The sequence below is a fragment of the Actinocatenispora sera genome, from assembly GCF_018324685.1.
Taxonomy (GTDB): domain Bacteria; phylum Actinomycetota; class Actinomycetes; order Mycobacteriales; family Micromonosporaceae; genus Actinocatenispora; species Actinocatenispora sera.
Genome location: NZ_AP023354.1, coordinates 5,562,790 through 5,576,253, shown reverse-complemented (window position 1 = coordinate 5,576,253; position 13,464 = coordinate 5,562,790). Strand labels below are relative to the sequence as shown.

Genomic DNA, 13,464 nt, shown 5'->3' with positions numbered 1-13,464 from the left:
GGTCGCCCTGCCGCGCCGCATCCTGTGCGCGTGCCGCGCCCACAACGACGATCCGACCGCGGTCGCCGGGATGCGTCCCCGTCGACCCGCCCAGCCGAGATGCCGGGTCGGTGTGCGAGGCCTCGCCTCGACCGCGCCGACCGGCACCGTCCGGGGCGGCTGAACGGACGATAAGTTCGGCCTGTTGACACGTACCGCGGTCCAACGACGTGCCTGGGAGGTACGCAAACGATGAGTGCTGGCAGCAACACAGCATCGGGCAGTGCGGCTGGCTTGGCCACGCTGGACTTCGAGATCCGGCCGAACCCGGCACCGGTCGCCGCGACGCAGCGCGCCGCGCTGCTGGCCGACCCCGGCTTCGGCAGGGTCTTCACCGACCACATGGCGACGATCCGCTACAGCGACGCCAAAGGGTGGTACGACGCGCGAATCGAGCCGTTCGGCCCGATCTCGCTGTCCCCGGCCACCGCGGGGCTGCACTACGCGCAGGAGATCTTCGAGGGGCTGAAGGCCTACCACGCGCCGGACGGCGGCGTCACGATGTTCCGCCCGGAGGCCAACGCCCGCCGGATGCAGATCACCTGCGACCGGATGGCGATGCCCCGGCTGCCGGAGGAGGCGTTCCTGACCGCGGTGCGGCTGCTGGTCGAGCGCGACCGGGAGTGGATCCCGACGCAGGACGGCGGCAGCCTCTACATCCGGCCGTTCATGTTCGCCACCGAGGTGTTCCTCGGCGTCAAGCCGTCCTCGGAGTACCTGTTCTGCGTGATCGCCTCGCCGGCCGGGTCGTACTTCGCCGGCGGCGTGCACCCGGTCGACGTGTGGGTGTCCGCCGAGTACACCCGGGCCGCGCCCGGCGGTACCGGTGCGGCGAAGTGTGCCGGCAACTACGCGGCGAGCCTGGCGGCGCAGGCCGAGGCGATCGAGGCCGGCTGCGACCAGGTGGTGTTCCTGGACGCGGTGGAGCGCCGCTACGTCGACGAGCTCGGTGGCATGAACGTCTTCTCGGTGTACGGCGAGGGCGACGACGTGACGCTGGTGACGCCGCCGCTGGCCGGCACGATCCTGCCCGGCATCACCCGCGACTCGGTGCTGTCGATCGCCACCGACCGCGGCTGGCGGGTCGAGGAGCGGCCGTACGCGCTGAGCGAGTGGCAGGCCGACGCCGAGTCCGGCCGGCTGCGCGAGTCGTTCGCCTGCGGTACCGCCGCGGTGGTCACGCCGATCGGGCGGATCCGCGGCGCCGATCTCGACTTCACCATCGGCGGTGGGGTGGAGGGCCCGGTGACCCGGCGGCTGCGTGAGACGCTGCTGGGCATCCAGCACGGCGAGCTGCCCGACCCGCACGGCTGGGTGCACCGGCTGCTCTGACATCGCGCTGGGTCGAACGACCAGGCCACGGCCCCGGTACCGGATGCGGTACCGGGGCCGCGCCGTCGGTGCCGCCGGTGACCGCCCGGCAACGTGAAGTCGATCACGAAGCCGCCCGCATGGTGGGATGTGCCGGCCACAAGGCGGACAGCGTGGCATCGTGTCGGTCATGACCCGGACTCTTCGCGGCCTGATTATTGGCACCTAGCGCGCTTTCGCCGACCTACCCGTCGAGCCAGCGCGCAGACCTCCCGTGACCCGGGGGGTCTTTTCGTTTTCCGGGCCAGTTTCGCCTCAGCCAGTTCGTTCCGCCATCCGACCTCCCCGGGAGAGGACACCACCATGGGTACGCCCGCCGACGAGTTCCACCTGTTCGACACCACGCTGCGGGACGGCGCACAGCGCGAGGGGATCAGCTACTCGGTCACCGACAAGCTCGCCGTCGCCCGGCTGCTCGACGAGCTCGGGGTGGGTTTCATCGAAGGCGGCTGGCCGGGCGCGATGCCCAAGGACACCGAGTTCTTCGCCCGGGCCCGGACCGAACTGTCGCTGCGGCACGCGGAACTCGTCGCCTTCGGGTCGACCCGGAAGGCGGGTGTCGACGTCGCCGAGGACAAGCAGGTACGCGCCCTGCTCGACGCGCAGACCGGCACCGTGTGCCTGGTCGCCAAGTCCGACGTACGGCACGTCGAGCGGGCGCTGCGCACCACCCGCGAGGAGAACCTCGCGATGATCGCCGACTCGGTGCGGTACTTCGTCGAGCACGGTCGCCGGGTCTTCCTCGACTGCGAGCACTTCTTCGACGGCTACCGGTACGACCCGGACTACGGCCTGTCGGTGGTACGCACCGCGCTGGACGCCGGCGCCGACGTGGTGGTGCTGTGCGACACCAACGGCGGCGGCCTGCCCTCCACCGTCCACCGCACCGTCAGCGAACTGCGCGGCAAGCTCGGCGGCGAGCCGCGGCTGGGCATGCACGCGCAGAACGACACCGCCTGCGCGGTGGCCAACACGATCGCCGCCGTCGAGGCCGGCGCGATGCACGTGCAGGGCACCGCGAACGGCTACGGCGAGCGGCCCGGCAATGCGGACATCTTCGCCGTGATCGGCAACCTCACCACCAAGCTCGGGCGCCGGGTCCTGCCGGACGGGTGCCTGGAGACGATGGTGCGCGTGTCGCACGCCATCGCCGAGATCGCCAACATCGCCCCCGACACCCACCAGGCCTACGTCGGGGCCAGCGCCTTCGCTCACAAGGCGGGGTTGCACGCGAGTGCGATCAAGGTGGACCCGGATCTGTACAACCACGTCGATCCGGCCATCGTCGGCAACGACATGCGCATCCTCGTGACCGAGATGGCCGGTCGGGCCAGCGTCGAGCTCAAGAGCCGCGAGCTCGGCCTGGACCTGACCGGCCGTCCCGAGGTGCTGTCGTCGGTCACCGAGCAGGTCAAGCGGCGCGAGGCGCAGGGCTGGTCGTACGAGGCGGCGGACGCCTCCTTCGAGCTGCTGGTCCGCGGGGAGCTCGACGCCGCGCCGGTCACCGCGTTCACGCTGGAGTCGTACCGGGTGATCGTCGAGCACCGGGAGGACGGCGCGGTGGTCAGCGAGGCGACCGTCAAGGTACGGGTGCGGGGCGAGCGGGTGATCGCCACCGGCGAGGGCAACGGCCCGGTCAACGCGCTGGACGCGGCGCTGCGGGCGGCACTGGTGCGGCACTACCCACATCTGTCCACAGTGGACCTTCTCGACTACAAGGTACGGATCCTGGAGGGCAGCCACGGCACCGGCGCGGTGACCCGGGTACTGGTCGACTCCGGCGACGAGCAGCGCAACTGGACCACGGTCGGCGTGCACGAGAACGTCGTCGAGGCGAGCTGGCGTGCGCTGGTCGACGCCCTCACCTACGGCGTCCGGGCCGCCACCCCGGCCACCGTCTGACCGGCTGACGCTCGCCCCCTCGATCAAGGCCCGCCCGCGTTGATCGAGCCGCCGGCGTCGGTCGAGGGATCGCGGCACCCCGTCCGCCGACGAGGTGTCGCGATCCCGTGACCGTCTCTCCGGGAGAGGGCGGGCGTCAGCGGGTGTCGCGGCGGGCGAACACCGTCGCGGCGGCAGCCAGCGGGACCCCGATCCAGGCGGCCATCGCGAGGGCGGCACCCCAGGGTGGCAGCAGCGCGCCGTACACGGAGTGGTCGTTGCCGACGCCGGCGAGCTGGCCGGGCAGCGAGTCCGGCACGATCGAGCCGATCCGCCCGTGCCACGGCTGCGGCAGCAGGTTCGCCACGATCGGCAGGATGTACCAGAGCAGTACCAGCACCGGGATGGTGCCGGCGGCCGAGCGGGTCAGCGTGCCGAGCGACAGCCCGAGCAGCGCGAACAGCAGTACCGTCAGCCCCTGCGCGACGAGCAGCGGCGCCTGGTCGGCGAACCCGCGGGAGTCCAGCAGCAGCGTGCGGTCGCCGACGATGCCGTGACTGATCGCGTACCCGGCGAACACCGCCGCCTCGCCGGCGACCAGGCCGATCGCCGCGACCGCGGCCGCCTTCGCGGCGAACAGCCGGCCACGCCTCGGCACCGAGGCGATGCTGGCCCGGATCGTCCCGCTGCGGTACTCGCCGGTGATCGCGAGGGTGCCCAGCACGCCGGCGAGCAGTTCGGTCATGCTGCCGACCAGCCCGGCCACCGGCGCCACGCTGATGTGCGCCCGCATGTCCGCCGCGGCGCCCTCGTACACGGCGACGAGGTAGGCGCACAGCGCCGCGGCACCGCCCAACCCGGCGAGCACCACGGCGAGCAGCGCGTACGTGGAGCGCAGCGAGCGGATCTTGAGCCACTCGGCGGACAGTACGGCGATCATCGGGCGTCCCTTCCGGTCGGGGTGGCGGCGGTACCGGCGGCGTCCGGGCCGGTGGTGGTGGCCGGCTCGGCGGCGGGCGGCGGCGCGGCGGGTGCCGGGTGCGGCGTCGTCGCGGCCGGCGTCCGGTGGTCCGGCGCTGCTGGGCCACCGGGGGTCGACCGCGGCGTCTCGTACTGGACCGACCCGGCGGTCAGCTGCAGGTACGCCTCCTCCAGCGAGGCGTCGCGGCGGGCCACGCCGTGCAGCGGCAGGCGGTGTTCGGCGGCCAGGTCACCGATCGCGGACTCGGTCAACCCGGTGACGCCGAGCTGCCCGTCCGGCTGGGTGGTGACGGTGCCGCCCGCCCGGGTCAGTACCGCCGCCAGCTCTGCCGGGCGCGGGGTGCGCACCAGCACGCCGCCGGCGTACCGGTCGGTCAGCTCGGCGACGGTGGTGTCGGCGAGCAGCCGTCCCCGGCCGATGATGACGACCCGGTCCGCGGTCAGCTGCATCTCGCTCATCAGGTGGCTGGACAGCAGGACGGTGCGGCCCTCGGCGGCCAGCCCGCGCAGCAGCTGCCGGATCCACCGCACGCCGTCCGGGTCCAGACCGTTCACCGGCTCGTCCAGGATCAGGACGGCCGGGTCACCGAGCAGCGCCGCGGCGATGCCGAGCCGCTGCTTCATGCCCAGCGAGAACCCGCCGACCCGGCGCCGGGCGACCTGCGCGAGCCCGACCCGGTCCAGCACCGTGTCGACCGCGGCGGGATGGATCCGGTTGGTACGGGCCAGGAAGCGCAGGTGGTTGCGCGCCGTGCGGCCGCCGTGCACGGCGGTGGCGTCCAGCAGCGCGCCGACCTCGCGCAGCGGCCGGTCGATCGTGGCGTACCGACGCCCGCCGATCAGGGCCGCCCCGCTGCTCGGCGCGTCCAGGCCGAGCAGGATGCGCATCGTGGTGGACTTGCCGGCCCCGTTGGGGCCGAGGAAACCGGTGACGATGCCCGGTTCGACGGTGCACGACAGGTCGTCCACCGCGACGGTTCGGCCGTACCGCTTGGTCAGCTGTCTCAACTCGATCATGCCCGCACCTCGGCGGCTCGCGTGGTCATGGCACCAGGCTGCGGGACCGACCGGGTCCGGCGCGTCTGGCCACGGTCCGGACGTGGGCCGGCACCCCGGTCCGGTACCCGGCCCGGCCAGCGCCGTGACTGGGACCTGGGGCCGACGGACCGTGGTCGGAGGCGCACCGGCCGCCGGCCGGTTACCGTCGAGCGGTGCAGGACGGCAGGTGGCGGCTGACCCCACGGCAGCTGATCGCGATCGACACGGTGCTGGCCGCCGGCGTGCTCGCCGCGGACGCGCTGCCGGCGCTGCTGCTCGGACCCGCCGGCGGCTGGTCGGCGCTGGCGGCCGTACCGGCGGTGCTCGGCGCCGGCGCCCTGCTGGTCCGGCGCCGCTGGCCGGGCCCGGCGCTGGTGGTCGCGCTGGCGGCGGTGGTGCTCGGCGCGGCGGCCGGCACCCTCTCGCCGTACACCCTGCTGCCGGCGGCCTGCGCGCTCTACTCGGTGGCCGTGGCCCAACCCCGCCGCCGCTGGGTGCCGACCGTCGCGATCGGGGTCCTCAGCGCCGTCGGGCTGCTCGCGATGACCGCCGCCGGGCCGACCAGCGGCTCCGCGGCGGGCGGTACCGACCGGTCGCTTTCGATGCTGGTGTTCGGGCTGGTGCTGCTCGGGTGCTCGTGGACGCTGGGCCGGGCGGTCGCCGACCGCCGGGAGTACGCGGCCCGATGGGCGCAGCAGGCCGCCGAGCGGGCGGTCGCCGAGGAGCGGCTGCGGCTGGCCCGGGAGATGCACGACGTCGTCGCCCACGCCCTCGGGGTCATCGCGGTCAAGGCAGGCGTGGCGAACCACGTGGTACGCCAGCGGCCGGCCGAGGCACACGACGCGCTCGGGGTGATCGAGACCACCAGCCGGCAGGCGCTCGCCGAGATGCGGGACCTGCTCGGCGTGCTGCGCGACGGCGAACCGGGCGAGCTGGCGCCCGCGCCCGGCCTGTCCGGGCTGGGGGAGCTGGTGGACCGGGCGGCGCTGGTCGGCGTGCCGGTCGAGCTGTCGGTACGCGGCGCCGAGCTGGTCCCGGACAGCCTCGGCGTCTCGGTGTACCGGATCGTGCAGGAGTCGGTCACCAACGTGGTCAAGCACGCCGCGCCGGCGAGCTGCCGGGTCGCGGTGACCGGCACCGACACCGCGGTACGCATCGAGGTCACCGACGACGGCACCCGGGTGCCCGCGGGTGGGCTGCTGCCGTCGATCGGTCACGGCCTGATCGGGATGCGGGAACGCGTCGCCGCCCACGGCGGGGGTTTCACCGCCGGCCCGGGCGCCGGCGGCGGGTTCGCCGTCGAGGCGGTACTGCCGTACCGGAGCGCGTCGTGACCCGGTCGCCGGGTCGCCCGCCGGGCGCGCGGTCCGAGCCCCACGTCCGGCCGGGCACCGCGACGATGCGGGCATCGATCGTTGCGCCGGAGGCACCGTGACGACCTCGGTACTGATCGCCGACGACCAGGCGCTGCTGCGCGGTTCGTTCCGGGTACTGGTGGACACCGCGGACGGCCTGCACGTGGTCGGCGAGGCCGCGGACGGCGCGCAGGCCGTCGCCCAGGCCGCGCGGCTGCGACCGGACGTGGTGCTGATGGACGTCCGGATGCCCGGCACCGACGGCATCGAGGCGACCCGCCGCATCTGCGCCGACCTGCCGGACACCCGGGTGCTGATCCTGACCATGTTCGATCTCGACGAGTACGTCTACGCGGCCCTGCGCGCCGGGGCCAGCGGCTTCCTGCTCAAGGACACCCCGCCGGCGGACCTGCTGGCCGGCATCCGGGTCGTCGCGGCCGGCGAGGCGCTCCTCGCCCCGAGCGTCACCCGCCGGCTGCTCGCCGAGTTCGCCGCCCGGCCGGCGCCGGCCGGGCCGGCCCGGACCGCGCCGGCCGGCGTCACCGACCGGGAACGGGAGGTGCTCACGCTGGTCGGCCGCGGGATGTCCAACACCGAGATCGCCGAGCACCTGCACCTGAGCCACGGCACGGTCAAGTCGCACATCGGCCGGCTGCTCGCCAAGCTCGCCGCGCGGGATCGCGCCCAGCTCGTCATCGCCGCGTACGAGGCGGGCCTGGTCGGCACCCGTTCCCGACCGTGACCCCGCCGCGTCGGGTCAGCGGAGCAGGTCGTCGCAGGCGGCGATCAGGCGGTGCCGCAGCGGCGCCGCGCGGTCGGACATCGCCCGCTGGGCGGCGGCGTACTCGGCGCGACCGGCCGGCGTCTCGATCGGGATCGGTCGGTAGCCCAGCGCGCTCAGGTCGTACGGCGAGGCGCGCATGTCGATCTCCCGCACGTCCCGGGCCAGCGCGAAGCAGTCCGCCACCAGGTCGCTGCCGACCAGCGGGGACAGCTTGTAGGCCCACTTGTACAGATCCATCGTCGCGTGCAGGCACCCCGGCTGCTCCAGCTCGGGTTGCCGCTCGCGGGTGGGCTGCAGCACGTTGAGCGGCCGGGCCGGCTCGGTGAAGAACCGGAACGCGTCGAAGTGGCTGCACCGCACGCCGCGCTCGGCGACCACCCGGTCGGTGTCGGCCGACGACAGCCGCAGCGGCCAGGCCGCGTGCCGCACCTGCTCGGGCGTCTGCCGGTACACCATGGCCCACTCGTGCAGGCCGAAGCAGCCGAACTGGGCCGGCCGGCCCGCGGTGCGCACCAGCAGGTCGCGAACCCAGGCGAGGGTGTCGCGGCGGCGGGCGAGCAGCGGGCCGGCGACCAGCGCCGCGCCGCCGTCGACCGGCTCGTACCGGTCGCCGAACTCGGCCGGGTCGGCACCGGCGAGCACGACCCCGGCGCCCGGGTGCCACCGGCGCAGCTGGGCGGGTCGGTGCGAGTAGTACGTGAACAGGAAGTCCTGCACCGGATGCCGGATTCCGTCCCGGCGCCGGGCCAGGTGCGGCCCGGTCCAGCCGTCCACCCGCCGCTCGTGCTGCGCCCGCCGGCGACGCCACTCCGGTTCGGCCAGCACCTGGGGGCGCGCGCGGGTCGACACCGCGCCGGGCGGGCCGGCGTCGGGACGCGCACGGGGCGGTACGGACATGCCTCCAGTCTGCCAGTGACGACGCACCGGCCGGCCGGTGCGTTATCCCGTCGACGCCGGGACCTCGCGGAACGTTAGATTCTTTCCCAGAGGCAATTCGTACCGTCGCCGGGCCGATCGGCGGCGGACGGCGACGGGAAGGTTGTGTTGTGCGTATCGCACGGTTCGCCCACGGTGGCGGCATGTCGTTCGGGGTGGTCGAGGGTGACCCCGGGGCGGGGACGGAGGGGTTGACCGTCGCCCAGATCGAGGGGCTGCCGTTCGGCCGGGTGCAGACCACCGGGCAACGGTGGGCCGTGGACGATGTGCGGCTGCTGTCCCCGATCCTGCCGAGCAAGGTCGTCTGCGTCGGCCGCAACTACGCCGCGCACGCCGCCGAGCACAACGCCGAGGTGCCGAAGGAACCGCTGCTGTTCCTCAAGCCGTCCACCTCGGTGGCCGGCCCCGGCGATGCGATCCGGCTGCCCACCCAGTCCAAGCAGGTCGAGCACGAGGCGGAGCTCGCCGTCGTGATCGGGATGACCGGTGCCCGCCGCATCGACCGGGCCACCGCGCCGGCCGCGATCTTCGGGTACACCTGCGCCAACGACGTCACCGCGCGCGACCTGCAGCGCAGCGACGGGCAGTGGACCCGGGCGAAGGGCTTCGACTCGTTCTGCCCGCTCGGCCCGTGGATCGACACCGACGCCGACGTCTCCGACGTCGAGGTGACCTGCACCGTCGGCGAGGAGGTGCGCCAGCGCGGCCGCACCAAGGACCTGATCTTCGACATCCCGACCCTCGTGTCGTACGTGTCGCACGTGATGACGCTGCTGCCCGGTGACGTGATCCTCACCGGTACGCCGGCCGGCGTCGGGCCGCTGACCGACGGCGACACGGTGACCGTGGCCATCGACGGCCTCGGCACCCTGAGCAACCCGGTGGTGAACCTTGACTGAGCACGACTCCGCCCGCGACGCCGGCGAGGCGGCCCCGACCGGCAGCGAGGTGCGGGTGCGGTTCTGCCCGTCGCCGACCGGTACCCCGCACGTCGGGCTGATGCGCACCGGGCTGTTCAACTGGGCGTACGCCCGCCACACCGGCGGCAAGCTGATCTTCCGGATCGAGGACACCGACGCCGCGCGCGACTCCGAGGACAGCTACCGGATGCTGCTCGACGCGATGTCGTGGCTCGGCATGGACTACGACGAGGGCCCGGACGTCGGCGGTCCGTACGCGCCGTACCGGCAGAGCCAGCGCCGCGAGATCTACGCCGACGTGGCGAAACGGCTGCTGGAGGCCGGTTTCGCGTACGAGTCGTTCTCCACCGCCGAGGAGGTCGAGGCCCGGCACCGGGCCGCCGGCCGCGACCCGAAGCTGGGCTACGACAACTTCGACCGGGACCTGACCGAGGAGCAGAAGGCCGCGTTCCGGGCCGAGGGGCGGACGCCGTCGCTGCGGCTGCGCATGCCCGACGAGGACCTGACCTGGGACGACGTGGTCCGCGGCGAGGTGACGTTCAAGGTCGGCTCGGTGCCCGACTTCGTCATCGTCCGGGGCACCGGCGACCCGCTGTACACGCTGGTCAACCCGGTCGACGACGCGATGATGCGGATCACCCACGTCCTGCGCGGCGAGGACCTGCTGCCGTCCACCCCGCGCCAGCTCGCGCTCTACCGTGCGTTGATCGCGATCGGCGTGGCCGAGCGCACGCCGCGGTTCGGGCACCTGCCGTACGTGATGGGGGAGGGCAACAAGAAGCTGTCCAAGCGCGACCCCTCCAGCGACCTGTTCCAGTACCGGCGGGAGGGCTACCTGCCGGAGGGCATGGTCAACTACCTGGCGCTGCTGGGCTGGTCGATCGCCCCGGACCGGGACGTGTTCGGCCCGGCCGAGCTGGTCGAGGCGTTCGACGTCGCCGACGTCAACGTCAACCCGGCACGGTTCGACGGCAAGAAGATGGCCGCGATCAACGCCGCGCACGTGCGGCTGCTCACCCCGGACGACTTCGTCGACCGGATCGTCCCGTACCTGGTCGAGGCCGGGCTCGTGACGCCGACCGACGCCGAGCGGGCGGTGATCGCCGCCGCCGCACCGCTGATCCAGGAGCGGATCACCACCCTCGGCCAGGCACCGGACATGCTGCGGTTCCTGTTCACCCCGGAGGAGTCGTTCGCCCCGGAGGAGGCCAGCGCGGCCAAGGCGCTCGGCGCCGACGCGGCGCCGATCCTGGACGCCTCGATCGCCGCGCTCGACGGCCTCGCCGACTGGCGTGCCGCCGACCTGGAGGAGGCGCTGAAGGTGGCGCTGGTCGACGGGCTGGAACTCAAGCCGCGCAAGGCGTTCGCCCCGGTCCGGGTCGCGGTGACCGGCCGCACGGTGTCGCCCCCGCTGTACGAGTCGATGGAGTTGCTGGGGCGCGACCGCTCGCTGTCCCGGCTCCGTACCGCCCGCGCGAACCTGGGCTGACGGCTCGCCGACCGGTGCTGCGGCACCGGTCGGCGACGGCCGAACCCGCGCGGCGGTGGCCGGTCGGCCCACAGGCAACCCGGACGGCCGCCCGGTGCCTCGGTAGGCTGCGGCCGGGGCGACCGGCGGGAGAGCCATGGTGGTGCGGGCGGTGCTGTTCGACGTCGACGACACGCTGGTCGACTACTCGACGGCGGAGCGGTGCGGCATCCTCGGCTACCTCGCCGAACTGGGCGTACCGGCCGCCGACCGGCCGGCCGCGGCGGTGTACTGGAATGCGTTGCAGGAGCAGGAGTTCGCCCGCTACCTGGCCGGTGAGCTGACCTTCGCCGGTCAGCAGGACGCCCGCGCGGTGGCCATGACCCGGTGGCTGGGCCGGCCGGCACCGGCCGACCCGGCGGCCTGGTTCCGCGGGTACCGCCGGCACTACCAGGCTGCGATGCGCCCGTTCGACGACGTGGCGGACTGCCTGCGGGTGGTGGCCGCGGCGGCGGCGGTCGGGGTGGTCAGCAACAACGACGAGGCGCACGCCCGGCGCAAGCTCGCCGCCACCGGCCTGCTGGAGCGGTTCGCCTGCGTGGTGTGCGTCGACACGGCCGGTTGCGCCAAGCCCGATCCGGCCATCTTCGGGTACGCGTGCCGCGCGCTCGCGGTCGCCCCGCACGAGGCGGCGTACGTCGGCGACAATCCCGGTACCGACGCGGTCGCCGCCCACGCCGCCGGTCTCACCGGCGTCTGGTTGGACCGCCGGTCGACGGCGGCCGCCACCCCGCCCGGCGTGCACCGGATCCCGGACCTCGCCGCCCTTCCGGCCGCCCTCGGGCTCGCCGCCCACTGACCGGATACGTTGCGCCGCGCCGGATCCAGCCGGCACAGGCCCATCCGGTACAGGTCGGCGAACGGTGTGCCGGCATCGAGTCGGCGGTCCCGGGCGCGGCGGTCACGAGTCGTGTCGTCGGCCCGGGGAAGCGGGGACGGTACCGGTGGCGAGCAGCGCCCGGTGCGGCAGCGCGAGCCGGCCGTCCGGGCCGACGAACCCGGCCGCGAGCGCCTCGAACTGCCGCCGGATCGCCGCCCGGGTCGCGGCCGGCTGGCTGGCGATGAGGTGGCCGTTGAACCCGACGCCGGACTCCGCCGCGCGCCACCACTGGCGCGCGTCGGTGTGGTGTTCCCAGGCGATCGTCCGGGCGACCGGTGTGGCCAGCCCGGCGTCCCGGAGCAGCCCGGTCACGCCGTTCTCGGTACGCGGGAAGTCGGTCTCCGGTGGCAGCACCGTCCGGTGTTCGGGGCGCGGCACGCCGGCGGCCCGGGTCGCCCGGCCGAGCAGCGCGTGGCCGGCGCCGGCCGGTACCGACCACACCGTCACCGCGACGCGACCGCCGGGCCGGGTCACCCGGCCCAGTTCGGCGACCGCCCGCCGCGGCCAACCGACGTGGTCCAGCACGAAGTTCGCGGTCACCACGTCGAAGACGTCGTCGGCGAACGGCAGCGACGGCAGCGCGGCGACCCCGACGTCGGCCCGCGCTACGGCGTTCGCAGTCAGCTCCACCATGCCCGGCTCGGCGTCGACGGCCGTCACCCGGGCACCGCGCCCGCAGGCGGCGACGGCCACGTTGCCCGACCCGGTACCGACGTCCAGCAGCCGCACGCCGGCGCCGGCGCCGACGGCGTCGAGCAGCTCCCCGACCGGCCGGGCACACACCGCCGCGAACGATCCCGCGTACGCACGAGCCTGCCCGCCCCACACCGCCCGCGCCCCCGCATCGACCCCGCTCACCAGCCCGCCTCCGCCCCGCCAACGCCCAGACTCCCCGAACGATGGCGCCCCCGCCCCACGCGTCCCAGCCCACCCCCGCCCCCTCCCACCTCCTGACACCCGCCAACCACCCGAACTCTCTCTCCCCCAAACTCCAGCCCAGACCCCTGTCCGCGTTTCATGCGGACAGGGGTCACTAAAGCCAACGGATGGTGACCACAGGGTGTGTCGGGGGTGCCGGGGCGGAGCCCTGTCGGCGCGGGGCCCGGGGGCTGCGCCCCCGGAGGGCATACGGAACGACCCCCGTCCGCGCTTCATGCGGACAGGGGCCACCAAGGTCGTGTAGCCCCGACCGGATTCGAACCGGCGCCGCTGCCTTGAGAGGGCAGTGTCCTAGGCCGCTAGACGACGGGGCCGTACCTGCGTCACTCTAGCGGCTGCCGCCGGCGTGGCGGACATCGGGCGGGTCGGCGCCGAACCGCCGATCCGGTCGCCGCTTCCGGAGACCCGTCCGTGCCGACGGCGGCGTCGACGGCGACCGTCCGTGCCGATGGCGGCGACGTCGAGGCGACCGTCGGTGGCGACGGTCGCGGCGTCGAACCGGCCATCCGGCGCCTCGCGGTGTCGTCCGCGTACCGGTCTCCCCCGGTGGGCGAACCGGCTACGGAGGCGCAGCAACCCGACATCGGCGCACCGCGGGAGCCGGCGACACGAGCCGGGGCACGCCGGTACGAGCCGGTGGCCGCCACCACCGCCCGTGGGGGTCGGGCCGATTTGAGGGCCGCGTTGATCGTCGGGTACAGTTCTCTCCGGTGCGCGGGCACCGATGGGGTATGGGGTAATTGGCAGCCCGACTGGTTCTGGCCCAGTTAGTCTAGGTTCGAGTCCTGGTACCCCAGCTTTTGTCCGCGCAC

General features: G+C 74.0%; 10 protein-coding genes, 2 tRNA genes and 1 pseudogene. 8 read left to right on the top strand and 5 right to left on the bottom strand.

Features of this window, described 5'->3' with window-relative positions; all coding sequences use genetic code 11:
• Positions 1–231 precede the first annotated feature (231 nt).
• A complete protein-coding gene (locus tag Asera_RS26285; protein ID WP_051802687.1) occupies positions 232–1,371 on the top strand; it encodes a branched-chain amino acid aminotransferase in 1,140 nt (379 codons plus the stop codon).
• A 342-nt stretch (positions 1,372–1,713) separates the two neighbouring features.
• Positions 1,714–3,312 (top strand): citramalate synthase, encoded by a 1,599-nt coding sequence (gene cimA / locus Asera_RS26280; protein ID WP_030448171.1) that lies wholly within the window; start codon positions 1,714–1,716, stop codon positions 3,310–3,312.
• Positions 3,313–3,448: 136 nt separating this feature from the next.
• Here cimA and Asera_RS26275 read toward each other — a convergent pair whose 3' ends face one another.
• Together Asera_RS26275 and Asera_RS26270 are read right to left on the bottom strand one after the other, a co-directional pair.
• Entirely contained in the window at positions 3,449–4,231 is a 783-nt protein-coding gene (locus tag Asera_RS26275; protein WP_030448170.1) for an ABC transporter permease subunit, read from the bottom strand.
• Between the two features lie 170 nt (positions 4,232–4,401).
• Positions 4,402–5,289: pseudogene (locus Asera_RS26270) on the bottom strand (ABC transporter ATP-binding protein); the annotation flags it as partial.
• A 194-nt stretch (positions 5,290–5,483) separates the two neighbouring features.
• Here Asera_RS26270 and Asera_RS26265 point away from each other — a divergent pair.
• Together Asera_RS26265 and Asera_RS26260 are read left to right on the top strand one after the other, a co-directional pair.
• Positions 5,484–6,644, top strand: a complete 1,161-nt coding sequence (locus Asera_RS26265; protein WP_030448168.1) for a sensor histidine kinase — start codon at positions 5,484–5,486, stop codon at positions 6,642–6,644.
• A 97-nt stretch (positions 6,645–6,741) separates the two neighbouring features.
• The gene (locus Asera_RS26260) at positions 6,742–7,407 is read left to right on the top strand and encodes a response regulator transcription factor (protein WP_030448167.1); all 666 of its coding nucleotides are present in this window, start codon (positions 6,742–6,744) and stop codon (positions 7,405–7,407) included.
• 15 nt (positions 7,408–7,422) lie between these two features.
• Here the strand turns inward: Asera_RS26260 and Asera_RS26255 are convergent, their stop codons facing one another.
• A complete protein-coding gene (locus tag Asera_RS26255; RefSeq protein WP_244844028.1) occupies positions 7,423–8,346 on the bottom strand; it encodes a 3-methyladenine DNA glycosylase in 924 nt (307 codons plus the stop codon).
• 149 nt (positions 8,347–8,495) lie between these two features.
• Here Asera_RS26255 and Asera_RS26250 point away from each other — a divergent pair, with 149 nt between their 5' ends.
• The 3 genes from Asera_RS26250 (at position 8,496) to Asera_RS26240 (ending at position 11,632) form a co-directional block, all read left to right on the top strand.
• Positions 8,496–9,284, top strand: coding sequence for a fumarylacetoacetate hydrolase family protein (locus tag Asera_RS26250; protein ID WP_084132300.1), 789 nt, complete (start codon positions 8,496–8,498; stop codon positions 9,282–9,284).
• On the top strand, positions 9,277–10,794 hold the full coding sequence (gltX, locus tag Asera_RS26245; protein ID WP_211255694.1) for a glutamate--tRNA ligase: 1,518 nt from the start codon (positions 9,277–9,279) through the stop codon (positions 10,792–10,794). Before Asera_RS26250 ends, gltX begins: the two co-directional genes overlap by 8 nt.
• 136 nt (positions 10,795–10,930) lie before the next feature.
• Complete coding sequence (locus tag Asera_RS26240) at positions 10,931–11,632, top strand: HAD family hydrolase (RefSeq protein WP_030448163.1); 702 nt, start codon at positions 10,931–10,933, stop codon at positions 11,630–11,632.
• 102 nt (positions 11,633–11,734) lie between these two features.
• Here Asera_RS26240 and Asera_RS26235 read toward each other — a convergent pair whose 3' ends face one another.
• Entirely contained in the window at positions 11,735–12,571 is an 837-nt protein-coding gene (locus Asera_RS26235) for a class I SAM-dependent methyltransferase (RefSeq protein ID WP_030448162.1), read from the bottom strand.
• Positions 12,572–12,893: 322 nt separating this feature from the next.
• Positions 12,894–12,966, bottom strand: a tRNA-Glu gene (locus Asera_RS26230).
• Positions 12,967–13,377: 411 nt separating this feature from the next.
• On the opposite strand from Asera_RS26230, the gene Asera_RS26225 reads away from it, so the two are divergent.
• Positions 13,378–13,449 (top strand) — tRNA-Gln (locus tag Asera_RS26225).
• Positions 13,450–13,464: the final 15 nt, after the last annotated feature.

Coding starts and splice junctions, on each gene's coding strand:
- Asera_RS26285 (WP_051802687.1), top strand. CDS start 232: ATGAGTGCTGGCAGCAACACAGCATCGGGCAGTGCGGCTGGCTTGGCC.
- cimA (WP_030448171.1), top strand. CDS start 1,714: ATGGGTACGCCCGCCGACGAGTTCCACCTGTTCGACACCACGCTGCGG.
- Asera_RS26275 (WP_030448170.1), bottom strand. CDS start 4,231: ATGATCGCCGTACTGTCCGCCGAGTGGCTCAAGATCCGCTCGCTGCGC.
- Asera_RS26255 (WP_244844028.1), bottom strand. CDS start 8,346: ATGTCCGTACCGCCCCGTGCGCGTCCCGACGCCGGCCCGCCCGGCGCG.
- Asera_RS26240 (WP_030448163.1), top strand. CDS start 10,931: ATGGTGGTGCGGGCGGTGCTGTTCGACGTCGACGACACGCTGGTCGAC.